This window comes from Aquimarina sp. RZ0 (genome assembly GCF_008370685.1).
In the GTDB taxonomy this organism is placed as follows: Bacteria; Bacteroidota; Bacteroidia; order Flavobacteriales; family Flavobacteriaceae; genus Aquimarina.
In genome coordinates, this window is the sequence record NZ_VTZU01000014.1 from 63963 (window position 1) to 87604 (window position 23642).

General features: G+C 34.7%; 22 protein-coding genes. All 22 read right to left on the bottom strand.

Features of this window, described 5'->3' with window-relative positions; all coding sequences use genetic code 11:
* Positions 1–134 precede the first annotated feature (134 nt).
* Positions 135–641, bottom strand: a complete 507-nt coding sequence (locus F0000_RS07275; protein WP_149624055.1) for a T9SS type A sorting domain-containing protein — start codon at positions 639–641, stop codon at positions 135–137.
* A gap of 200 nt (positions 642–841) precedes the next feature.
* Positions 842–2305 (bottom strand): hypothetical protein, encoded by a 1464-nt coding sequence (locus F0000_RS07280; protein WP_149624056.1) that lies wholly within the window; start codon positions 2303–2305, stop codon positions 842–844.
* Positions 2277–2792: a hypothetical protein gene (locus tag F0000_RS07285; RefSeq protein ID WP_149624057.1), complete on the bottom strand. Its 516-nt coding sequence runs from the start codon at positions 2790–2792 to the stop codon at positions 2277–2279. Before F0000_RS07285 ends, F0000_RS07280 begins: the two co-directional genes overlap by 29 nt.
* A gap of 45 nt (positions 2793–2837) precedes the next feature.
* Positions 2838–3062 carry a hypothetical protein gene (locus F0000_RS07290; RefSeq protein WP_149624058.1) on the bottom strand — a complete coding sequence of 75 codons (225 nt, stop codon included), beginning with the start codon at positions 3060–3062 and terminating at the stop codon, positions 2838–2840.
* Between the two features lie 69 nt (positions 3063–3131).
* Complete coding sequence (locus tag F0000_RS27650; protein WP_188112044.1) at positions 3132–3281, bottom strand: hypothetical protein; 150 nt, start codon at positions 3279–3281, stop codon at positions 3132–3134.
* Between the two features lie 130 nt (positions 3282–3411).
* Positions 3412–3675, bottom strand: a complete 264-nt coding sequence (locus F0000_RS07295) for a hypothetical protein (RefSeq protein WP_149624059.1) — start codon at positions 3673–3675, stop codon at positions 3412–3414.
* Positions 3602–4000 carry a hypothetical protein gene (locus F0000_RS07300; protein WP_149624060.1) on the bottom strand — a complete coding sequence of 133 codons (399 nt, stop codon included), beginning with the start codon at positions 3998–4000 and terminating at the stop codon, positions 3602–3604. Before F0000_RS07300 ends, F0000_RS07295 begins: the two co-directional genes overlap by 74 nt.
* Before the next feature lie 347 nt (positions 4001–4347).
* Positions 4348–4833, bottom strand: coding sequence for a hypothetical protein (locus F0000_RS07305; RefSeq protein WP_149624061.1), 486 nt, complete (start codon positions 4831–4833; stop codon positions 4348–4350).
* Positions 4834–4975: 142 nt separating this feature from the next.
* Positions 4976–8542, bottom strand: a complete 3567-nt coding sequence (locus F0000_RS07310; RefSeq protein ID WP_188112045.1) for a T9SS type A sorting domain-containing protein — start codon at positions 8540–8542, stop codon at positions 4976–4978.
* Positions 8543–9070: 528 nt separating this feature from the next.
* Entirely contained in the window at positions 9071–9445 is a 375-nt protein-coding gene (locus tag F0000_RS07315) for a hypothetical protein (RefSeq protein WP_149624063.1), read from the bottom strand.
* Positions 9446–9700: 255 nt separating this feature from the next.
* On the bottom strand, positions 9701–10252 hold the full coding sequence (locus F0000_RS07320) for an NADPH-dependent FMN reductase (protein ID WP_149624064.1): 552 nt from the start codon (positions 10250–10252) through the stop codon (positions 9701–9703).
* Positions 10249–11274, bottom strand: a complete 1026-nt coding sequence (locus tag F0000_RS07325) for a hypothetical protein (protein WP_149624065.1) — start codon at positions 11272–11274, stop codon at positions 10249–10251. Before F0000_RS07325 ends, F0000_RS07320 begins: the two co-directional genes overlap by 4 nt.
* Positions 11275–11403: 129 nt before the next feature.
* Complete coding sequence (locus F0000_RS07330) at positions 11404–12360, bottom strand: glycosyltransferase (protein WP_149624066.1); 957 nt, start codon at positions 12358–12360, stop codon at positions 11404–11406.
* A gap of 19 nt (positions 12361–12379) precedes the next feature.
* Positions 12380–13966, bottom strand: a complete 1587-nt coding sequence (locus tag F0000_RS07335) for a glycosyltransferase (RefSeq protein WP_149624067.1) — start codon at positions 13964–13966, stop codon at positions 12380–12382.
* Positions 13967–13986: 20 nt separating this feature from the next.
* Entirely contained in the window at positions 13987–15489 is a 1503-nt protein-coding gene (locus tag F0000_RS07340) for a hypothetical protein (protein ID WP_149624068.1), read from the bottom strand.
* 9 nt (positions 15490–15498) lie between these two features.
* Entirely contained in the window at positions 15499–16695 is a 1197-nt protein-coding gene (locus tag F0000_RS07345; protein WP_149624069.1) for an acyl-CoA dehydrogenase family protein, read from the bottom strand.
* Positions 16696–16698: 3 nt separating this feature from the next.
* Positions 16699–17076 (bottom strand): hypothetical protein, encoded by a 378-nt coding sequence (locus F0000_RS07350; RefSeq protein ID WP_149624070.1) that lies wholly within the window; start codon positions 17074–17076, stop codon positions 16699–16701.
* Positions 17077–17092: 16 nt separating this feature from the next.
* A complete protein-coding gene (locus F0000_RS07355) occupies positions 17093–17509 on the bottom strand; it encodes a hypothetical protein (protein WP_149624071.1) in 417 nt (138 codons plus the stop codon).
* Positions 17510–18970 (bottom strand): type I 3-dehydroquinate dehydratase, encoded by a 1461-nt coding sequence (locus F0000_RS07360; protein WP_149624072.1) that lies wholly within the window; start codon positions 18968–18970, stop codon positions 17510–17512.
* Position 18971: 1 nt separating this feature from the next.
* Entirely contained in the window at positions 18972–20516 is a 1545-nt protein-coding gene (locus tag F0000_RS07365; RefSeq protein ID WP_149624073.1) for a c-type cytochrome, read from the bottom strand.
* A gap of 14 nt (positions 20517–20530) precedes the next feature.
* The gene (locus F0000_RS07370; protein ID WP_188112046.1) at positions 20531–21685 is read right to left on the bottom strand and encodes an SCO family protein; all 1155 of its coding nucleotides are present in this window, start codon (positions 21683–21685) and stop codon (positions 20531–20533) included.
* A gap of 37 nt (positions 21686–21722) precedes the next feature.
* Entirely contained in the window at positions 21723–23639 is a 1917-nt protein-coding gene (locus F0000_RS07375) for a YncE family protein (protein ID WP_149624075.1), read from the bottom strand.
* Between the last annotated feature and the right edge of the window lie 3 nt (positions 23640–23642).

A 23642-nucleotide genomic window follows, 5' to 3' on the forward strand; every position in this document is an offset into this window, starting at 1 on the left:
TCTTATCAGAATTTTACTCAAACTGACGCATTTTGTATTAATCGAACTCAGGTTACCAGTTCTTTTTGACTCTGTTTACGGTGATTTTATCTAAAGCTGGTATTAATAGATTTTCAATTTCTGATTCTATGATATTATTGTTTTATAATCTTAAAACGTTTGGAAGTATTTTCTCCATCTATTTTAACAAAATAAAAACCTGGTGTCATAGCAGATGCATCCCATACATAATTATTCTTTGCCACAAGATCTACATGTTGATGCACTATTTTACCAGATATATCAAATATAGAAAGTGTTACCTTTTTACCTAATGCCTGTGTTTCTAAATTAAAATTAAACTGAGCTGAAGACGGATTTGGCCAGGCAAGAGAACTAATTTCTGAATCCAAAATTGCTAACGTTTCATTCTCATCGGACTGAATATCAGTACCAATAACATTCCCAAAAATTCGAAACCTTTGATCTAAAGGACCTATACCTCTATTACGAAATACAACAGAAGCAGCAGTCCAGTCTATAGCACCCATATTAAAAAAGTCTGCCTCATCCTTGAATTGGGTTTCTTCTCCGATAACATTATTATGTGATTTCCAAAACCATTCTTTTTTGTTCTTTCCCGAAGTAATTGCTAAATTCACATAAACCGATATCCAGTAAGTACCGCTTTCTAAGGTCAGGGTCTCTGGTAGGGCAATATTTAGGTTTGAATCATCTAATTCTGATATGGGTACAATTTCTCCGCTATTATATATTTCTTCTCCTGGTACTCCCCCATTGTTCTTATAAATTGCAATCGTCGCATTAGTAAAAGAAGGTCTTCCATTAGCTACTCCAAAAGCTAATACGCTCTCAATATTCCAAATATCCCCTTTTCTGGTATAGTAAAGTCATCTGCCGCTTGTGCCAATGCATTAGAATCTATAAAATTTTGAGAAGGTACTCTGCCTGGTCCAATAATTGTTTGTTCATAAATTGACGGCTCTAAAATGCTTACTGTAAACCCTTCTGATACCTGCTCTTCTCCAGAGGTAGCAATAAAACCGATAGAAGCAGTTCCACTAGCATCAGGAGTGTATGCTAATTTTACCATAGTACCAGACAATGTAACTGTTACTAATTCGGGATTAGAATTTATCATTTCGATATCTATGGGCAATCCTTGTGATTGTATAAACAACCCCGTAATATCAATTTCCTTAGTTTGCTGGGTATTTTTAAGTAGTTCAAAATCATCTAATAAAAATGCTGTACTTAATGTAGACTCAGGTAGTGAACTTTTATCTATTGGAAAACGGACACTAAATACTCCGGCACCATGTGCTGCTACTGCGACAAGTCCATCTTTTCTAGTCACCACTTCATCTGTAACGGAGTTAGCGATAGCAAAATTTTCTTTTGTCCAAACCGTATTTTGCCCATTCAATCTAAATGTATAATAAAGTCCGGTACTGGTAGCAGCAAATATTCTTTTCGGGAAACCTCCTTTCCCTTTACTCCCGCCATGAAATGCAGTACTTCTTACAGAAGGTCCATTACCGGTTCCATCTGTACTTTCTTCTAGATTACCACTAATATCTGTCCAGGTTTCCCCGCCGTTTTCTGTAATAAATACACTTGGAAGTCCATAATTAGAATAGGTGATAATTACACGATCTGCATCAGAAGGATCTACATTAATGTCATTGATAAATCCTGTTGGCAATCCTTTTCCTGTAGTAACATCTACTGCCGGTTGATCATCCATATTTGCATTATCCATTCTAAAAACCACCCCAGAATCAGTCCCATAATACAATCGATTAGCTATAGGAAATTTAGAAGTCCCTAAAGGAGTTACTATAGATTCGTCCGGTGTCGAGGAGTTCTCTAATTTTTTCCAATTTACAGTTGCCCGACCAGTACCGGAAGTAAATACTGGTATCTCATCCAAATTCCTGTTTCTCCAGATATTATTTTTTACTGGCAGATACATTATATTATCATTATTAGAATCTAAAATAAAAGGGTTAATAAAAGAAAAATCTAAAAGTGAAGGTTCTGCAGGTTTCACAAATGAAAAAGATTCAGAATTTCCGTCATCATCATAATTTTGCCTTATAATAGCTGCTCCTTGTGCAGACATATACTGCGTTCTACCATTGTCAGCAATCGCACTATAGGCTCCATCTCCTCCTAATTCATCTACCCAGAAAGCATTAGAATCTGACGAATTAGTAGACCAGGTATCATTATCCTGAAATCCTGCAATTAAATCATCCGTATTAGGTTCTGGATCAAAAGGGCTGTGTTGTGATATACCCATTATTTAGTGATGCCCAACTCACAGGTTCTATACCATTTGTAGCTGTAATATCTTCTGTTTCAAAAACACCTCCATCATTTCCCGATAGTGCCTTATCAAGATTTGAAGGATAAAATACTAATGTATGCATATCAGGATGCTGATTAGTATAAAAATTAAAATTATTCAAAGGAGAAAATCCAGCTACCCAGCTTTCTTTTCCTGCTGGTGTTGTAAACCCTGTTGTAGATCTATATAAATTAGTACCTCCTATAAATACAATATTTGAGTCTGTAGGATGTACCTTTACTAACATATTATACCCTCTCTGTAGTTCCAGATTCCCCAGAAATAATTCTCCAAATGAAAATGGTAAATTAGCAGTCAGATCTACCCAGGCTTCTTCTATTGATATAGCAGAAGCATCATATCTGTAGAGTGCAGCACCTTTTGAACTCTCATTAGTAAAAAAATATACTATATTTTCATTAGAAGGGTCAATCCCCATCAAGGCTCTACTATATTTTGATATAAAAGAAGGGGTAATATTCGTTCAGATATCTCCATCAGCAGAGGTAAAAAAACCTTTACTGGGTTCTCCATCTGTTGGAAAGGTAACATAAATCCTACCTGTAGAGGTGATACTAACTTCAACAAGCTTATCTTCTCCTCCCTGAAAATGAAGTACTTTGGCAAACGAGTTTCCTCCATACTTTGTTCTGAAAAGACCATTGTATGTTGCAACATATAAACTTCCATTAGTCGGATCGATAACCATAGAATTAACAAAGTCAAAATCCGAGTTAAATTCTATTACATTTGTGTTTTCTGTAGCGCTCAGCTGTTCCTAGGTACGACCACCATCTTGTGATTTATAGACTCCGTTGCCCTGATAAATTGCACCTCCTGCAGAAGTACTACCCCAAAAAATTTCTCCAGAACCATAATACCAGATATGACTATTCCCTGGTCTTGGATCCTGAACAATAGCAGTCATACGATTTATAACTAAAAATTTCGCATATTCATCGTTTCTTTTTCCTTTCTACTTCGTTTAAAAAATAAACCGTAGCTATAGCTATGCTTGATTTTTTTGCCTTGCATAAAGAAAAAATAATTCAATGAATTTATACGAATTTTTTAATCACAAATCGTATCACACTTGGGCTCTGAAAAGATCTGGTTACTTCTCTCCAGTTGACTCCTCCATCCTCTGTTCGCCATAATCCTCCAGAAACTCCTCCTGCAAGTATTACATTTTCATTTACACGATCTATTGCCAGAGCTCTCGTTCTGCCTCCTATATTAAAGGGGGCTCTATTCCTCCAATAGTAATAATCTCCTGATTTTTTTTGATTTTGAAGCTCTGGAAAGTGATTTTTTTGAGTCAACTCCTACCGCAATCTTACTTGAAAATTGAAGCTCTTCATTTCTGATATTGTCAGGGATCTTTCCTGTAGTAGGGTTTTTTAATCTCCTATGCTCATACGCTGCTCTCATGATAGCATTATCCGTAAGATGTTGTAATTTTGATTTTGAATCTGTAACCCCGGTCTTACTATCAAACATTTGTTGTTTTTTATAGATCTGTTTTTTGCTGGTTGTAGCGTTTTGTGCTGGTGTTACAGGTGTTTGAGAGTTTACCGAAAAGCACATAGCAACCAAAACCAAAGTGCAAAGACTGACTCTGAGTTTGAATGATACTGAATTTTTCATAATATGATTGTTTTGAAAATTTTTTAGAACTTATCCCAAAAAATATGTTTAGGTTTTATATAGTAAATATTTTCAGGAATACTACAAGTTCAATGTATAGTGCCTTTTCTATTAAATTTTAGAGTTATTTTCAACTCATATTTTACGAGTTACAACCAAAATTTCTCAAAAAAAATTCTACGGTGTGAGGAAAGAAAATGATACCGTTATGGCTAATTGAGAGATGTGCTTAAATATCTATAACAATTTGACATTCATTAAAAAAAATAGCAGGATAGAAAAAATGTGTAATCTAAGTTTATTAAATATAATTATATAGCACACTGTACTCATCAAATTAATAGTAGCTAATTTACAGGAGTAAACGTTAGCATTTCATAAATAGTCTGAGCCATATCCTGGCATAGACCTTCTTTAATGAGAAAAGAACCTTTGATTCCTTTTTCCATATTAATTTTTGAATTCTCAATATCCAGTGCAAACGCCGTATTTAGTACTAATATTATGGTTTGTCCTGTATTGATCATATTGACAATACCTGAACCTGAACCTTCTGTTTTTTCGACTTTAATTATCGCTGTAGAACGTGATATATTGCATACATTTTGAGACTTTACAACGTCTACTACCTTTCCTATGAACCGAATTGTATTAGGATCCTCCCCTATAGGCGTATGACTATCCAAACCTGTAAATTTAGGTTTCTCTACCTTTGGTTTTTCATTCTTTTTCTCCATATTTTCTTGTGCCACTAATGTTGGTTTACAGGAAACAAAAAGAAATACTAATAAAAAACAATATATATATGATACATAATATTTTATAGAATACATATAACTTAATTTTAAGAAATTCTGGTAACATCAATTCTTACTTGAGACCGTAAATATGAATCATACTAAAATAAATAAGGTGATCTAAATTTAAAAAAACTTATTTAGACCACCTTATAGGTTATTTTTTTAATTTACTCCTTTATTGTTTTACGATTTTAAAACGTTTGGAAACAGTTGCTCCGTCAATACTTACAAAATAAAAACCTGACGTCATATCTGACGCATCCCAAATATAATTAGCATCTGAGGCAATGTTTGCATTTTGATGTACCAGTTTACCAGATATATCAAATATAGAAAGAGATGCTTCTTTATCCAATGATAATGTTTTTAAATTAAAATTGAATTGACCTGAAGATGGATTAGGCCATATTAGAGAATTAATTCCAGAGTTTAATGTAATTAAAGGTTCATTCTGAACAGATTCTGTATCATCAGATTGCGTTTCTACTCCTATAATATCACCAAAAATCTGATATCTTTGATCCAAAGGATCTCTATCACTAAAGGCAACAGAAGCGGCAGTCCAATCTATTGCTCCTGAACCAAAAAGATCTGCCTCATCCTTAAAATGACTTTCTTCTCCGGCAACATTTGTCTGTGATTGCCAGAGCCATTGATTACCTCCTGGATTAAATGCTAAATTCACATAAACCGATATCCAGTATGTCCCACTTTCTAAGGTTAGAATTTCTGGTAGTACAATATTTAAGTTTGAATCATCTAATTCTGATATAGGTGCAATCTCGCCACTGTTATATATTTCTTCTTCTGGCGCTCCTGCATTATTTTCAAAAATTGCTATAGTTACATTACTAAAAGAACGTGTACCATTAGCTCCTCCAAAGGCTACTACTCTCTCAATATTCCAGGTATTACCCTCTGGTATCGTAAAGTCATCTGCTACTTGTGCCAATCCATTAAAATCTATAAAATTTTGAGAAGGTAATGTAGTTACCTGCGGATTTATTTGTTCATAAACAGAAGGTTCAGCTACAGTCACTGTAAAACCTTCGGCTACCTGCTCTTCACCAGAAGTAGCTATTAGTGCTATAGATGCTGCCCCCAGAGAATCCGAAGCATAGGACAATGATATTATATTATCTGTCAATGTCGCTGTTACTAATTCAGGGTTAGAATTTGTTAATTCAATGGTAATCGGTGCTCCTTCTGAGTGCACAAATAACCCTGTTATATCTATTTCTGTAGTTTCCTGAGTATTCTCAAATACTCTAAGATCTCCTAATAAAAATGCTGTACTTAATGTAGACTCAGGCAATGGGTTTCCGATTATCGGGAAACGGGCACTAAATAATCCATTACCGTGAGCTGCTACTGCAATAAATCCATCTTTTCTGGTGACTACTTCATCCGTAACAGAGTTACCAATAGCAAAATTTTCTTTTCTCCAAACCGTATTTTGTCCATTTAATCTATTAGTAGAATATAATCCTGTACTGGTTGCAGCAAATATTCTCTGTAACCTGGCACCAAGTCTTCCCTGACTACCTCCAAGAAATGCTGTGCTTCTTACAGAAGGACCGTTACCAGTTCCATCTACATTTTCTTCTAAATTACCACTAATATTGGTCCAAGTATCTCCTGCGTCTTCGGTAATAAATACACTTGGAATTCCATAGTTAGAATACGTGATAATTACACGATCTGCATTAGAAGGATCTACATTAATATCATTGACAAACCCTGTAGGCAATCCTTTTCCTGTCGTAATATCGACTGCTGGCTGGTTATCAATATTGGCATTTTCCATTCTAAGTACAATCCCGGAACTAGTTCCATAATACAATCGATTAGCAACAGGAAATTCAGAAATACCTAAAGAGCTAATTGTAGATCCATCAGGAGTAGACGAACTTTCTATATTTGTCCAATTTACAGTTGCCGGAGCATTAGAAAATAACGGTACCTCATCCAAATTCCTGTTTCTCCATATTCTATTCTGAACTGGCAGATACATTACATTATCATTATTAGGATCTAAAATAAATGGATTAATAAAAGAAAAATCATTATTCGCAGGTCCCGCAGGTCTTACAGATGTAAAAGATTCAAAACTTCCTTCCTCATCAAAATTAAGACGAAAAACATTCCCTCGTTGAGAAGAGACATAACGTGTTCTACCATTATCAGCAATAGCACTATAAGCACCATCTCCCCCAAAATCATCTTCCCAGGTAGCATTAGAATCAGTAGAGTTTGTAAACCAGGTACCATTATCCTGAAAACCAGCTACCAAATCATCTGTATTCGGTTCTGGATCAAATGCTACATGATAAGGTTGCGTAGTGAGATATCCATTATTCAAAGATGTCCAACTCACAGGTTCAATACCTTCATTTGTAGCCGTAATATCTTCTGTTACAAAAACACCTCCATCATTTGCTGATAGTGCCTTGTTAGGGTTTGAAGGAAAAAACACCAATGCGTGCTGATCAGGATGCTGATTGGTATATAAGCTTACATTGTTTAATGGAGAATATCCAGCAACCCAGCTTTCTTGTCCTGCCGGAGTAGTAAAGCCTGTGGTTGATCTATATACATTAGTTCCTGCAACAAACACAGTATTACTATCTGTAGGGTGTACTTTTACAAACATATTATACCCTGTTTGTAAATTAAGATTTCCAACGCGCCCTCCAATTGATGCTAACGGCAAATTAATTGTTAAATCTGTCCAGGCCTCTTCTTGCGTTGTTGCTGATGCATTATATCTATACAAAACAGCTTCATTTGTTTGGCTTAGATCACGTGTAAGGAAATACACTGTATCTTCATTAGAAGGGTCAATTCCCATCACAGTTCTTCCATATGCAGGTATAAATCCTTCTGGCGTAATGTTTGTCCAGGTATCTCCATCTATAGATGTAAAAAAGCCTGCATTAGGAACTCCACCAGAATCTATGGTAGCATATAAACGTCCTGTAGCACTAATTACAATCTCTGTAATGTTATCAAATCCCCCTTCTAAAACTTCTGTAAATGAATTACCTCCATCCTGAGATCTATGAATTCCATTAAAAGTAGCCACATATACATCTCCATTTACAGGGTTTATTGCAATTGAGTTAACAATATCGAAAGGCGATGCAAATTGAAGACTTCCATCAGCAGTTGCGCGTAACAATTCGAAAGTACGTCCTCCATCCTGAGATTTATAAACTCCCGATCCTGAATAAAAAGCTCCTCTTGCTCCTGCAGAATTTCCTAAGCGTTCTCCAGAAATATAATACCAGGTAAAACTTTTTCCTGGTCTGGGATCTTGTATTATTCCGGTAATACTCGGATTTTGAAAAGATCTTGTTACTTTTCTCCAGCTAGCTCCTCCGTTTTCTGTTCTCCATAATCCACCAGAGACCCCTCCGGCAAGAATTATGTTTTCATTTCTGCTATCAATGGCTAAAGCTCTGGTTCTTCCTCCAACATTAAATGGCCCTCTATTTTTCCAATAAGAGAAGCTATTTGATTTTGAAGATTTTGCAGCTGTACTAAGTGATTTTCTCGAATCATCTCCTGCTGCAATCTTACTCGTGAATTGAAGTTCTGCTTTTCTGATACCAGTCGGTATTTTTCCTGAATTAGGATCTTTTAACCTCATGAATTCAAAAGCTGCTCGCTCGACAGCATTATCTGCCTGCCGTTCTATGGGTGTTTTTGAGTCCGTAGATCCAGTCTTACTATCAAACATTTTTTGATTTTTGTAGACTTGATTTTTTTTGATTTTTGTGTTTTGTACTTGTGTTTTGAGTGTTTGCGAGTTGACCGAAAAACATAAAGCCAACAAAGCAAGAGTGCAGAAACTGCCTCTAAATTTGGATAATGACGAATGCATAGTTTTAGTTTAATTTTGTGTGAATCCCAAAAATAAATTAAAAAACAAGAAGTTGTGTTAAACTTTTGAAAAAAACCTTACAAACCTCAGTTTTACGTAAGAAAAAATAGACAATTCAGTATGATTTTGTGTTAACTTACGGATCAATATTGATCCTTATGCTATAGTTATGATATAACAAAATTTAAAAGTATGATTACAACAATGCAGTGAAGCCTCACTCTAAAATAGATAATAGCGCTCTTTTCAATAAATTTTTTATATCCTGAAAGATGAATATTTGAGAATTCAAACAAAAAATCCTATGAAGTGAGCCTCAAAAATACAGCTAATTCCTATAACTGGTGAATGATCGGGTGCCATAAATAAGAATCACGCAAAAAATTAATCAGAAGCTAATTTTATTTCCCTGCTTTCTGTAATTACATGACATTCATCACTTTCTACTACAATAGGTTCTGGAAAGGTAAAAGACTCATAATCTATACCTTGCACTGTTATTGTATATATTCCTGTTCTCTCAATTGCTCCCGAAAAAGTAGTAGTATTTATAATATTCTTCAAGGTTTCTATATAATCATTATCTCTGGCAACTACTGTAATTCCATCAATCAGAAAATCACTGGAAGCACTGGATCTCACAGTAATTTCTAACCCTGCAACAGCTTCTTCTGTGCAGAAAACAGGATCTATAGTTTCATCTTCAGACAGGTTGCAGGCAGCAACACACATCATTAGTATAAAAAGTACTCTCTTCATTATTCTCTTATCATATTTATTTCTTAGATGCGGTTCTTGGTTCTTGGTTGCGTATGGATTTTGACAAAGATAAATATTCTCTAAAAACTATGGGTAATACCTGGGTACTGCTCATATAGTAACTCAAGATTTAAGATTGTTAGAACGCCTGTATTATAAGTTTGTTAATGAAATAAGCCAATATTTAATCTTTTTAAAATTGAATCACTATAAGGCGTTTAAATCTTCAGGAAAACATAACAACCCAAGAAAAGTTCAAGTAGATAAGCGCTGTACATACCACAAAAAATCATGTAGAAATTTAACTGTTTTTTCTGAAAAAGACTTATCTCTTAGCATTCCTGAGGTGTCAAATACCTCTTGAACTATAGAAACACATAATTTTTCGGGAATGGGTATACCTCCTAGTGCTAATCCTACCAGTCGTAATTGTGACAAGCAATATAATCCACCAAAACCTCCGGATGATACAGTAACAAAACCAAGTGGGATGTGTTTGAAAATTTGTGGATTGAGGTAATCTAAAGCATTTTTTAATGCTCCGGGAATACCATTTTTGTATTCTGGACTTACGATTATAATACCATCTGATTCTGATAATAAATCACTGAACTCTTTCATTCTATGCGGTGGACTTTCAGCAAGATTCATTCGGATTTCCATAATAGGAAAAGGATATTCTTTTAAATCAAGGAGATGTGAGTTAACCTCGTCAATATCATTCAGTCTTTTATTCACAAACTGTGCTACAAAATGACTCTTCCGTCCTTCCCTTATCGATCCGGATATGACAGTGATTTTTTTCATATGATATTCTTTTCTTTGGTTATGTCATAGATCTCTCTATCAGAAATGATAAGCTTAAGTGTATTTTTTAAATAATTTAATAGCCGTTCAATCGATTCAGTTCGCTCCTCTTCTTTTATAGAATATGCGTGATGATGATAGTAATAATAGACCAGTTGATATCCTATAACACTGGCTGTTTTTGTATAAGTGTCAATATACCTACTAGCTTCTTGTAATAGTTCTGTAGTTGCATTAAAAGTAACCCATCGATAATCACAATTCCCAAAAGTAACAACAGGTTTTCCATGAATTAGACTTTCAAAACCACTGCCAGAATTTATACACATAATTCCTTTACTTTTTTTTATCAAACCGTGAATATTTCCGTCTAATACACGCACATATGCACTGTTTTGACAACAGTCTTCTACTTGAACTACAATTTCTGGATCCATATAATTCCCAGGATGTAATTTAAACACTATATGTCGTTGGTTCTTTTCTGCCCAAATACTTACTGTAGTAATAAAATCCCGAACAGAGATAGGAGAATTGTTTTTAATCATTACATCTGTTGGTCGTTGCAGCGGAACAAAAATAAAATCATCTGGAGTAGGAAGAAGCGAATTTATCGGAGGCTGTTTTTGTTTAGAATATCCTTTAGTGAGAAAATCCAAACTAAGATTTTTACAAAATTGAGTTGCTTTTTGTTTATTAACGGTGTGAAAAGAGGGAATACTTTGCATCAAAGAATGTTGAGGACCCCATCCATTAGTATCAATCGTAAAGAGATGACTTAAATGCATTTGTTTATAAAAAATATCAGAAGTAGCATCTGTTAGTTTACTATGATGTGCACTCATTATAGCATCAGGCATTCCATTTTTAGGCGAAGTACTTACTTCTGAATTAAAATCATATCCCAATTTTTGCAGACAATACTTCAATAGATCCTCAAAAGTAGCCCAATCATCATCTCCAACAGTTTTTTTATTATGTGGTATAAAGGATCTGTAATATTTTATAAAAATATGGCTCATAAATATGTTTAATTATATTTTTTTGACTGTATGCTGTTATTGAACCTCATTTTGATTTCGAGGCAAGCCTCGGAGCATTTAAATCTGGATTATCGAGTAAAGATGCGTTCATTAGATTTAGAGTAATAATTAGGATAACGACACATTTTTTTTATAATTGATTAATGAATATGCTAATTGTACAACTTCTTCAATCCAACTTTCTAGTGTAACGTGTGTAACAAGTTTACTAATTCTATATCGTTTTAGGAAATTATCTTCTTGTTTTCTGTATAATTGTAATAAGGCACTGCTAATTTCATCTGGATTATCAACCAAGGTAATCGCATCCGTTTTTATTAATGGGCTCCACCCTACTTTTGTTGAAATTACAGGATTTCCTGTTGCAAGAGATTCAAATAGTGTAAGAGGACCTGCTTCTGTGATACTGGTTATCACCAGACAACTCATCGCACGATATAATTCGGGATATGATGCTATCGTATACGTATCTTTAGGATATGCGGTGCACGCAAAACCTAAGGATTGTAATAATTTGGCACTTTCACTAATCCCTTTTCCAAGTAATACTATGTTAAATTGATTTTTAGGTAGTGCTAATTTCTGTATTGCTTCGATAAACCATGTGATACGTTTTCTCCAATGATTTCTGCCTATCCAGGCAATTGTGAATTTTTCAGGTATTTTATCGCCAGGAGAGAAACCTGATAATGCTCCTAGTGGGCGTTCAAGAATTTTCTTCTCTGTTAGATCAATTCCAGCCTGATAAAGAATTTTTCTCTGTTTTGGATGACACAAAACAAGTCCTCTTACTTTTTTCACAATGGCTCTCAATCCATCAGCTTGGTACATATTGTCATGTGCATAGAGATCATGGATACAGGCAACTGTTTTTTCTAAATCAGGAGCTAAGATTGCTTCAGCAGTTCTGATTGCAATCCAGGCATCTGCATTTTGGTCAGGATATTCGCTAGTGACGATTTGGATATCTTTTAACTTTAGTTTTTTAAAATGTGTTTTAAGATCATCAAAAAGCCAGGGAGTGATTCCGGGTTTTGCATATACATTAATAGTAGTTTTTTGCATACGGTTTTAACTATTGATTTTATGTAACTTGACTAGCATTTCGTTTCCTGACATATTCGATGTGTGCTTCCTTTTGACTTTCAACAGAAAACAGGTTATTGTGCTTTGGAGGGTTCTTTAATAATTTATAATGGTTTCCATCATATTTACCCTTTGCCAGTAAGACTTCATGATGATATAACTCTTGCGTAACTTCTGCAGAAATATATCTGATAGCAAAGCCTATTCTCGGTTTTTTGCTAATATTTGGGGTTGACCCATGAATAATATTTACGTGATGAAGAGACATTTCTCCTGCCTTTAATTCTATATTTACGGCAGTTTCTTTATTGAATGCCTCAACAACGGATAATCCAGAGGGTAGCATACTATTTTCTGAGGGGATAGAATCATGGGTATATAAACGCTGATGTGATTCCGGGATTACCTGAAGGCAGCCGTTTTCTTTTGTACTATCTTCAAAGGCAATCCAAGCAGTGGTATATTTTGGTGATGAAAATTTCATGAAATATCCATCCTGATGCCATGAAACATATTTTTTGGTATTGGGTTTTTTATAAAAAAGAGTAGATCCATGTATCAAAATATTAGGCCCGAGTATTGGCTCTAAATATTGGAGAATAACAGGATGTGTCACCAGTTTATAAGCCCAGGAAAAGTGTAAGTGTAATTGAACAAGTTGATTATGAGCCATGTTTTCTCCTAGCATTTCTTTTTGATGTAAGAATGCCTTGCGATAGTAATTCAGTTCTTTCTCGGATAGTACTTTTATTGGAGAGTAATAACCATTCTGTTGATACTTTACAGAGATGGCTGATTCGATATTTGATGATTTCGTATAATCTATTCCTACCATAGTGGCTACTTTTTTGGTTACAATATCTCTATAGGTATGCATGAATATTTCTTGATCTATAGTGCATTTTATACCTGGGATATGACGCTCTTTTCTGGTATTATCAGAAAAACGCCGTACTTCTGCAGTTATTTCTGGAACTACTAATGTATTAGAATGATGGTATATTTTAGCAAAAAAATCCCAATCTTCCCAGGTTGGTAATCTGGGATCAAAAAAAGGATGGGCTAGATTGCTCAGTATTTTCCGTTTAAAATTATGACAGGAAGTCGCGGCAATAATCCCGTAATGCCAATAGGCAGGAAAATCAGATAGTAAAACCGGATGTGCATGGGATTTCAATTTAGGATGCAAACCTGATCGTTCAGAATATTTGTTCAGTAACCAGAATTTTGCATCTGTAATAATAGAATCTACTTCTGGATATTGCTCAAATAGCGCTAATTCTTTTTTAAATTTTCCCTTTGTAAATACATCATCAGAATCCAGAAAACAAATATACTTTCCTCGTGCCAGATCAATCCCAAGATTCCTTGCTACAGATTGCCCCTGATTTTCCTGATAAACATAGGTGATCTTATCATAGTACGGGACAAGTACTTCCTGTGTATTATCTGTAGAACCGTCATCAATTAAAATAACCTGAATATCAGGGATATTTTGCTGAAAAACACTATCAATAGCTTCCTTTATAACATATCCTCTGTTATAAGAAGGAATGATAACCGAGATTTGATATTCATCTTCCATAAATATTAATCCTATATTAATTAAGAAATTTCTATCTCTTTTTTATGGATTAAACCATCTATCAGTATTTCTAATTTTCGTGCACATTCTATGTACGCTCTAACACCTCTCCCATGAGGTATAGGAATCTGATCATCTACATCAAGGCAATTTACTTTGCCTACAGCTTCAGGGAATTTCTCCAAAATAGATTGCTTATGTTTTGATGACATACACCAAATTTTATCTACCAGAGAGATATCATTTTTCCTTAATTTTCGAGAACTATGAGGCATTATTTTCATTTTTAAATGTTCTAAGGCAGTACGTGCATCTTCACTCATAGAAACACCTTCTTCGGCAGTGATCCCTGCGCTCAATATTTGCACATTATTAGGAGAAGTAAATTCTCCTTCTGATCTTAAAAGATTCATCATTTTATTCATGCAAATTGCCTGAGCCATAGGAGATCTTCCTGTATTCCCGGGACAAATAAACATATATACTCGTTGTTTGATCTCTGAATCTCTTTGTATGATTTTAATTATTTTAGGTATGCTGAGAACAGCAATAGCCATCAGCAAAATGAGGGCACCAATAACTTGAATATTAGTATAAAACTTTCCTTCAAATACTATTGATAATACAATAGCTGCCGTGACACCAGCTAATAAACTTGCACAACGATTAATTGGGATACAGAAAGTATTTTCTCGATTATTAAGATAAATACGGGAGCCAAAAATGTAAAGACCTGCGTATAGTAACCCTATCAATAATGCTGGAAGAATAAATCCTGAACTAAAAAATGAAGTATAGCCAGATCTTAGTAGTAGCATGAATTCTCCTTGTCCAATTAAGGCTAAAAGTAGGGGAATAAACAAGATCACAGCCATAGCAGAAAGCATTTCTTCTACAAAATATCTATGTGTATGAGAGATATCATCAGATTTGGCCGTATAGGTCATGAATTGTAGCCTAAAAAAATAACCTGACAGATATGCAACAATATTTATACCAGCAACAATCCCTATAGTATACCCTACTTTTTCTGAAAAGACGATTAATAAAGAAAATAAGGTAAGACCAAAAGCAAGCCAAGAATACCAATGTATTTTTCTACCATATACAGTATCAATGAAGGGGGCCATAATGAGGACACCACCCCTCATTAATAATGCAGCAAATACAATAGAAATACCTGTAAAACTGTAGGCCAGAGTTGTAGTGGCTATAATAACCGCTGTTGCAATACCGGATAAAAAAGTATATGCATTCGATGCAAATGGAATATTTTTTCCAAATACTTGAATCCTTCCAGCTTGTTTCCACCAACCTGTGATAAAAAGTATGCATAAAAACCCAAGTACCGTTCCTACTAATACCATAGGTAATATTTTTACTCCAGAAATGGACATCCCAGTATCAGAGAATAATCCTTTGGATAAGATTTTGGTCATACCACTATAAGGTACATAAAAGGCAAAATACCCTAATGCTAAGACCCAAATGCTAAGTTTTTGTTTAGGTGTAACTTTTTTCATAGGCTGTCTTTATTTAGTTTTAAAAAATGATCTGTCGTGTGATGCTCCTAATACTGATTTTCCTATAGTAGCAAGAAGCTGATCATCATTATCATGCCTGGTATAGAGTGTAAGATCTCTGGAGATTCGCTCTAAGGGACTCGGTTGGATTAGTGACCTGGCACCACAAGAATGAATAGCATGCTCCAGTGTTTGAGAAGCCAGCTGTTCTACTTGATAGCGTACCATATTACCTATCGCCTGAGCAGCATCTATGTTGTTTTTATCCCATAAATTTGCAGCATTATCTAGCCACATATGTGCTGATTGAATATTGATAGCCATTTTTGCTATGCGATGTTGGATAAATGGATCCTGTTGCCTTTGTTGCTTTTCTATATGGGTAAGAGTATATTCATAGGCCGCTTGAGCTCCTCCTAAAAAAGTAGCTGCATATTGCGGAATCCAACGTGTTTGCCATTCTTCTAATAAAAACTGACCTGGTTTGCCAATTTGATTTCCAAAAGGGATAAAAGTATTGTTAAAATTCACTTTGTAACTTACAGAACCTCTCATTCCCATAGGTTTCCACCAGGAATCATCAAAAGAAATGGTAGGATCAGAAAGATCACAAGCTAACATAATTACAGATTCTGGAGATCCATCCGCATGACGGGCTCCTCCTGATCCTTCTAAATTTACTAGTAAATTAGCCCAGTTTGCACCTGATGCACTAGAACAAAATACTTTGGAACCATTGATGATATACCCTTCCTCTGTTTTAATGACAGTAGTTCCTATTTTTTGAGTTTGCCCAGGTATCTTAAGTAAGGGTTCTCCACTCCAGACGGTCCAGATATCACCGCGTTGTACTATACCAGTAAACCATTTTTCTTTTTGCGCATAGGTTGCCAGATTATCCAACAACATCAGAGCATTTGCGTGTCCTTCCCAACAACGAGCTGTAGCCATATCTGCTTTAGCAATTTCTGTCGTCATAGTCCAGAGGTCTCGGATATTCGCTCTGTTATTTCCTAATCCCAGACCACCAAATTCTGCAGAAATAGTTGGAGCATTAAGTCCTGTACGAAATAATGCCTGAAAATTTTCCTTCGGAAATGTATACGTGGTATCATACTCATTGGCACGGGGAGCAAACTCTTCTATTGTAAGTTTTTTAAGAATACTGAATTTGTCGATTGGTTTTATCGTTAGTTGCTGCCTCATATTTTATTGTTTACGAAAGAATTCCCGAACAAAACAGTCCGATCTATCCTCATCATTTTTAAAAGTGATATATCCAGCGATAATGAGCAATCCTTTATTCTCATTTATAGCCAAAAATGCATCTATATCTTCTCTGCTGAAATGTGCTTGAAAAGCAACAATATCATGAGTATCAGGCCCATAAGAATGAGGCTTCACAAGTCCTGTACCCCAATCATTTTTGTAAAAACCAGTTTCAGAGTTTTTAATAGTCATTCGCAACTCTCCATCAGTTTCAAAAAAAGTAAACGAATCTATTAATCTTGCTTTTTCATTGGAATTAGCCCACGTGCCTAGATAATAAGAAAGAGTTGCTGTATGTTTTTGTTCTTTTAGTTCCATGGTAGCTGTTTAATTATTAGTATTTACAGAAGAATTCTCGTGAGAAATAATTATTACGATTGCTTCCATCATTGAAAGTATTATAGGATTGGATCACCATCACGCCATATTTCATGTTACCTGCAATTTGAATCTGCATAAAATTAAAATCATAACTACAGATGAAACCTTCAATTTCTGGAGATCCTACATTAGAACTAAATAACTCACAAGGAGTAATTCCCCAATCTTTTTCTCCTTGATCTAATTTCCCAAAGCAGTGTAGTGATACGTTGTCATCATTATCGATTACTTCAATACGTGCAATCTGTCCTGTCTTAGGGTTTACATTTTTCCAGAAACCCAGTAATGCTTCTATTTCTGTTCCCCATTCATGGTAGAACTCTGATACGATATCATCTTTTTTAGTATACGCTATATCTGTTGTTTGCATCTAATTAATTTTAAGGTTTTGATCAGTTACGTTTATAATTGACTCTTCTTTATCCGTTAAAAATTTAAATTGTTGATTGATCTGAAGACGTGCTATTTCGATTCCATCAATTACTTTGATATTACATAACTTACAGTATCGTACAAGTGCTGTTTCTTTACTTAATGAATATGAGTGGTCAATAACAATACTATCTGATTTTAAATCAGTTAGCTCAAAAGGAGTTTCTTCTTCATGTTTACCTAAAGGTGTTGCATGGATGATTATATCAAAATTACCAGCATTAAATTCATGCAATGCTATAAATGGCAGTTTGATGGCTGCTGCAATTTCTATTCCTTTTGCAAGTGTTCTATTGACTAAAGTAATTTCTGAAGTAAACTTTTTAAGTGAAGCTGCAATAGTTCTGCCTGTACCTCCACACCCAATAATTGCAATGCTTTTTTGATACCAATCTGTTGTGATGAGTTCTAATGCTGCTATGGCTCCTGATGCATCTGTGCTAAAGCTTATCCATTCCTGGTCTTTTTTAATCATACCATTACAGACTCCAAACACCTTATTATTAATTCCTTTATTATATTTTGACGCCATATAGCCTTCTCTCTTAAAGGGGGCAACTACTGTCACTCCGGATAAGGGAATCGGAATAGAATTGTTTTCCATAATTTCATTCATAAAAGAAGAAAAATCCCTTGTTTCAAACGGAAGATATAAATAAGGCAAACCTAATTTTTGATAGGCACTATTATGTTGACTGGGTGAGATGGATCCTAATACCGGATTACCTACAATCCCAAAAAGCTGTTCTACCCGGTAAACATTAGGCAAACCATAATCTCCTATTAATTGGTTAGGAGTGAAATAAGGAGTTGATTGATCTTGATAATCCATGACTGAAGGAACTTCTGGAGCCCCCATAAAGGGAGCCAGAATTTGTGTCCATTCTGCGGTTTTTCCAACAGCATATCCAATTACTTGTCTATTATTAATAGCGTCTAACAAACGTATTATCAGTGTAGAATCTTTATGATTAGTCGCAGTTACGACAATTTTATACGTATTTGCCGGCGTTTTTAGGTATTTCAATACTTGTTGATATAGGGCTGTATATTTTTTAGGAGCTCCATACCATGCAATTCTTCTTTTTTTTGCTGGGATTATATCTAATAGCTCGGGGATTAAATCACGTTCGCCTTCAAGTTCTATATAATCATATATATAAGAAGCTTCTATGAGGAGGAGTTGCCTTTCTGTTTTAGAACCTTCAAATTTTCCCCCCTCTTTTTTACTTCTTAAAATATAGACTAATGGTATAGCCGTGCTATTTTTAATTCCTTGTGTATTGTATAAAAGATCTGCTCTTATCTCTAGTAATGATACAGAAAGAGGAAGGTCGTGTAGATTATATAATTGATCTTGCCTGGTAATTGTTGTAACAATATTGATTTTTTTCTCCATATTATTGTTCTTTGCTATGAACTGTGGTTATCAGTTCCATTTTTTTTTCTGCTGTATCAAAACCGATGATATATACATTAGAATTTCCTACGCGTTTATTAAGATTATAGGTAATAGAAGGGCTTATTCCATTAGAATATTCAAAGAAATTTTCCATGGTTTTGATGAATTTATCTCTGCTAAGGTTTCTTCCTATACGTTTTAAGCATTCTTCTGTTGTGAATAACATAGATAACATATCAAGCTGATCGCGCCGCCATTTGTGATCCAGGTTATAGTTTTTTGCCAATTCTTCATATGCTTGTAAGCCTTCATTTGTTTGTTCTGAAATCCAGGTAGGATATCCTATAAAAACTTTATCCTTAAATGTCTCTGGCATAGTAAATATATCTATCCCCGAAAGACTCCCAGGGATTAAGACATATGCCGATTTGTTTAGATTGTCTAGAGTAAGGAGCAGTTGATTTCCTAGCCCACTAGGTCCTATAAAATATATAGGTTCGTTAGATTGGATTTGTGCATTCTTTACATTTTCTATGATATTTTCTGAGGTGATGGATATGGCATTTGGATGCTTTTTAAAATGTTTGAAGTAATATTTTGCAATTTCCTCTGCGATTTCTTTTCTGATAGGATCATTATAATACAGGATCGTTGCTTTTGTCCCTTTTTTTGCAATTTTCTTTTGTTTTGAAAAATCAACTAATGATAAGCTTTGGGCTGTTAAGCTTGGATATGTATAAAAAGTGTAAGGATTTTGAAGCCCTTTAGAAGCTTTCTTACTAGAAAATGATAAAAGTGTTGGAATGTTTTTATGTTTTATGTTTTCAGTTATTCTTTTATCGTTGAATCCCAGTATCATGAAGAAGTCCTGTTTATTTTGTAATTCATCCACCTCAAAAAAATGGGGTATGATATTTCTATTATATATTCCTCCCGTAGAATTTATTGCCATACAATATGCATTGACAAGTTTTTTTACAGTACTGTTTTTGTTATAGGCGGTAGTTCTTTTTTCAGGTAAAACAATACCAAGTTCAATCCTTGAATTTGTGAGTCCTGCATCCTTATCAGAATCTAAGATTTTTATGTATTCAATCAGATTGTTTATATCCTCCATACTCATATTGTATTTTGGCATGGCGGTATTAAGGTGATTCCCGGCAGGATCGATTCCTGTTGTGATTACTTTTCTTAAAGATTGTTTGGTATATGGAGGTCTCTTTTGACTATCCAGACGTTCTCCACCATAGCTTTTGGTCAGCTCTGCCCAAGTAATATTTGAAGGGACAATACCTCCTTCAGGATTTCCTCTCCCATCTGCTCTATGACAATTGACACAGGGCATGATTGTAGCAGGGACTTGCACACCAGACATTTCTGCCATTATTTTTATATTAGTTCCACCAATACCTTTAGTATAGATCCTCTTACCTATTTTTTGCTGATAGGTTAATTCCTGATCTATACGCGAAACGGTTGTTTTTTTAGCAGCTGTACATACAAAAAACAGGAAAAACAGGTATGAGAGGAGTTTTTTTTTCATTTTTTAAAAAAGGCTTAATCGATTTGATCATTTACAACACTATCTACCTGAGCGATAATATCATTTACAGATGCTAATCCATTTACTTTTTTCCAAAGCTTAGTATTTAGGTTTCCAATCAGGAAAATGGAATCATGACCTTCTCTGGTAGTGACATTTTTTCCTAATTTTTTTAATGCAAATTCAATATTTTCTTTTTTTCCTGTTACAAAATACCAACCATCACGAGCATTATATGCTTCTGCATATGTTTTTAAAACCTCTTCCTGATCTGTTTTATAGTCTACAGTCATAGAAATGATGTGTACATCATTGCCTAAACGATCTCCCAGATATTCCTGAATTTTCTCGAGGTTGCTACTCATTAATGGGCAAACTCCTTTGCATTCGGAAAAGAAGGGATTAATAATGACGACTTTATCCTTCATTAAATCGGTATATAACCTCATCGTATCCCCATGTTGATTAATCAGTTCTACATTGGTAAAATAATTCTCATCCCGATTAAAGGCTTCTTCTTTTTTTTCTTTGATATTATTTTGTCCTAGTGTGGGAGAATCAAAAAAAGTATTCAATGTCTTTGCGAGCTCTTTAGGTTCTGCCAATCCATTAGCTCGTATCCATTTGTTTTCTCCTCCTTTACCCAATAATATAATAGGTGCATGTTCTTCTTTTAAGGCTGTATATACCTCCAGTTCTTTTAATACTGTATTGACGTTTTTCTTTTCTCCGGTAAGTAAGGTCCATCCCGATCCTGCTTCAAACTTATTACTCCATTCTAATAAGCGTTCAGGGGTATCAGTGGTGGGGTCAATACTAATTGTGAGCATAACCAATTCTGAATTTTCTACCCGTTTACTCATTATTTTTTTAAGCTGCGCAAAATTAGCTCCCATGGGAGGACAAATAGTTTTGCAACTGGTAAAAATAAAATTAAGAGCTACTACTTTTTCTTTGATCAGGTCCTGGAAATTTACAGATTCTCCATATTGATTCAGTAGTGGTATATCAGGACTCATTGATCCCTTCTGAGTACAATTTTCTTTTTCGGCTCCTTTATCAGACATAACACAACAAGCAGCTTTTTTACCATCTTTAGCTATCTGAGATAATACAGGTTGTGATACTATTATTATCATTAAGAGTATACTAATTTTAAAATTTTTCATAGTAGATGATGATTTGTTTTTTAGTGATCCGATATTTTTATTTGTAAGCATAAAGTGTCAAAAACTGAGGGTTATTATACGTCAACCCTCTTGATAAACATTCTACATATATGTAGTGCAGTCCTTCTTCTTTAAATTTTAAACTGGTCTCATAAATCCCTTTGGATTCAGACTCTTTTACTATCAATGAATGGTGTCCTCTTCCTCCACTATTCATAGTCATTATTCTAACATCTCTCAACTCTGAAACTTTTTTCTGTGTATTGATATCAAATAATTCAAAGATTACAGAAACTTCATTCTCTATTTTAGGATGGGTATTGGGAGATAAATAGTTTATCGATAATGATCCCAAACTATTTTTTAAACGTTCCTTTTCTTTTTCTTTATTGGGTAGTACAGTCACGGGAAAACATTCCATAAAAGAGGGAACATCCATGAAAAGACTTACTTCATAATCTCCCGGGGTTCTTAATTGAACTGTTGTTTCATATGTTCCCGGTGTAACCTCTTCAATGCTTTTATCAATAGCTAATACCGCTTTAGGTCTTTTCCCGTAGGTGCTAAAATGTCCGCTGGGGGCAGCCATTCCTTCAGTATAATAGTAAATGGATTTATCCAGGTAATTAGAAACCAATACGGCATTGGCTCCAGGTGCTTGCACAATGCCTGGAGCATCATTTATAGCAGCTCCCAGTGCAGGAGGGTTTTGTCCTCCACTAAAATCAATTAATGGAACTTCTGTTCCTTCTTTTCCAATAACATCCAGGGGGATCATCCATACTGTTTCACTACCTAAATGTCTAACATAGGCAAGTTCATCAGAAAAACTTACCTCATCTGGTTGTTCATCTACATCGGCAGATTGTACAATCCTATTCGTAGCAACATCCAAAATATGTATCATATGCTTTTCTGGGTTTAAAATAAAACCAAGTCTGCCGTCTGGTGCAAAAGTTATTTTATTTACTCCTTTTGTCGTTTGGATGTTTTCAATAATCTGATGCGTTTTACTATCTATAACTGTGACCATCGAACTTATTTTATTTACCACATACAATGCATCTGCTTTATGAGAATAGTCTAATGATATTGGCGCATCCGGAACCAGAATATCTTTTACTTTTTTAAGAGATTGAATATCGATTACAGAGATAGTTCTACTGCTTTGATTGGATATATACACATATTTATTAGTATCACCTGTGACAATATCGTGTGCTCCGCTTCCTGTTTGAATATTTGTTACGAGTATTTTTTTTTCAGTATCAATTACAGCTACTCCCGAGGTGGTTTCAAACTTTCCCGGATTATCATAGGTTACCCATAAGTACCGTTCATCTTTTTGTAAAATAATATCTTTAGGTTGTCCAGGTATTTCAACATTGTATGTATTCTTCATATCTGAAGTATTTATAAATGCTACCTGATTAGTATCCGGCATGGATACATATACCATTGTTTGATTCTCTTTTACCACCCAATCATATCCCGTACTGGGGATTTGTATTTGGGTTAATAATTGTGATCCTCCAAAATTAAATAGAGGATCAACCACATTAATAGTATTGTCATCATTTAATGTTAAGACATAATAGACATTAAGATCCAATTCTGGTCGGGATAGTAATCCTCCTTCTATAAAAGAAACAATTTTTTTACCGCAATCTACAGACTTCTTTTTATTCACTTTATCCATCCAAGCGGCAGGAAAAGAGCCTGAAAGTGGTTTTCCTGTAATGGTATCAGAAATTTTAAACTGAAATACTAAATGATCACCTTCCTTAAACTCTCCATCAACTTTATCCTTCGCAAGATGTGCTAGTGAAAAATCTACTTTGATACCTTCTTTGACCACTGATTTATGATAAGATCCCTGAGCTATTATCAACTCTGAAAACAGGAAGCAGTATACAAGATATCTCCAGTTCGTTTGATTTATTTTGAAATTCATCAT

What these genes read in the sequence shown, in the direction of transcription:
- F0000_RS07360 (WP_149624072.1), bottom strand. Translation starts at nt 18,970, where the DNA reads ATGGAGAAAAAAATCAATATTGTTACAACAATTACCAGGCAAGATCAA.
- F0000_RS07345 (WP_149624069.1), bottom strand. Translation starts at nt 16,695, where the DNA reads ATGAGGCAGCAACTAACGATAAAACCAATCGACAAATTCAGTATTCTT.
- F0000_RS07365 (WP_149624073.1), bottom strand. Translation starts at nt 20,516, where the DNA reads ATGAAAAAAAAACTCCTCTCATACCTGTTTTTCCTGTTTTTTGTATGT.
- F0000_RS07330 (WP_149624066.1), bottom strand. Translation starts at nt 12,360, where the DNA reads ATGCAAAAAACTACTATTAATGTATATGCAAAACCCGGAATCACTCCC.
- F0000_RS07355 (WP_149624071.1), bottom strand. Translation starts at nt 17,509, where the DNA reads ATGCAAACAACAGATATAGCGTATACTAAAAAAGATGATATCGTATCA.
- F0000_RS27650 (WP_188112044.1), bottom strand. Translation starts at nt 3,281, where the DNA reads ATGACTGCTATTGTTCAGGATCCAAGACCAGGGAATAGTCATATCTGG.
- F0000_RS07305 (WP_149624061.1), bottom strand. Translation starts at nt 4,833, where the DNA reads ATGTATTCTATAAAATATTATGTATCATATATATATTGTTTTTTATTA.
- F0000_RS07320 (WP_149624064.1), bottom strand. Translation starts at nt 10,252, where the DNA reads ATGAAAAAAATCACTGTCATATCCGGATCGATAAGGGAAGGACGGAAG.
- F0000_RS07335 (WP_149624067.1), bottom strand. Translation starts at nt 13,966, where the DNA reads ATGGAAGATGAATATCAAATCTCGGTTATCATTCCTTCTTATAACAGA.
- F0000_RS07340 (WP_149624068.1), bottom strand. Translation starts at nt 15,489, where the DNA reads ATGAAAAAAGTTACACCTAAACAAAAACTTAGCATTTGGGTCTTAGCA.
- F0000_RS07350 (WP_149624070.1), bottom strand. Translation starts at nt 17,076, where the DNA reads ATGGAACTAAAAGAACAAAAACATACAGCAACTCTTTCTTATTATCTA.
- F0000_RS07325 (WP_149624065.1), bottom strand. Translation starts at nt 11,274, where the DNA reads ATGAGCCATATTTTTATAAAATATTACAGATCCTTTATACCACATAAT.
- F0000_RS07315 (WP_149624063.1), bottom strand. Translation starts at nt 9,445, where the DNA reads ATGAAGAGAGTACTTTTTATACTAATGATGTGTGTTGCTGCCTGCAAC.
- F0000_RS07375 (WP_149624075.1), bottom strand. Translation starts at nt 23,639, where the DNA reads ATGAATTTCAAAATAAATCAAACGAACTGGAGATATCTTGTATACTGC.
- F0000_RS07280 (WP_149624056.1), bottom strand. Translation starts at nt 2,305, where the DNA reads ATGGGTATATCACAACACAGCCCTTTTGATCCAGAACCTAATACGGAT.
- F0000_RS07310 (WP_188112045.1), bottom strand. Translation starts at nt 8,542, where the DNA reads ATGTTTGATAGTAAGACTGGATCTACGGACTCAAAAACACCCATAGAA.
- F0000_RS07370 (WP_188112046.1), bottom strand. Translation starts at nt 21,685, where the DNA reads ATGAAAAATTTTAAAATTAGTATACTCTTAATGATAATAATAGTATCA.
- F0000_RS07285 (WP_149624057.1), bottom strand. Translation starts at nt 2,792, where the DNA reads ATGGGGATTGACCCTTCTAATGAAAATATAGTATATTTTTTTACTAAT.
- F0000_RS07300 (WP_149624060.1), bottom strand. Translation starts at nt 4,000, where the DNA reads ATGAAAAATTCAGTATCATTCAAACTCAGAGTCAGTCTTTGCACTTTG.
- F0000_RS07290 (WP_149624058.1), bottom strand. Translation starts at nt 3,062, where the DNA reads ATGGTTATCGATCCGACTAATGGAAGTTTATATGTTGCAACATACAAT.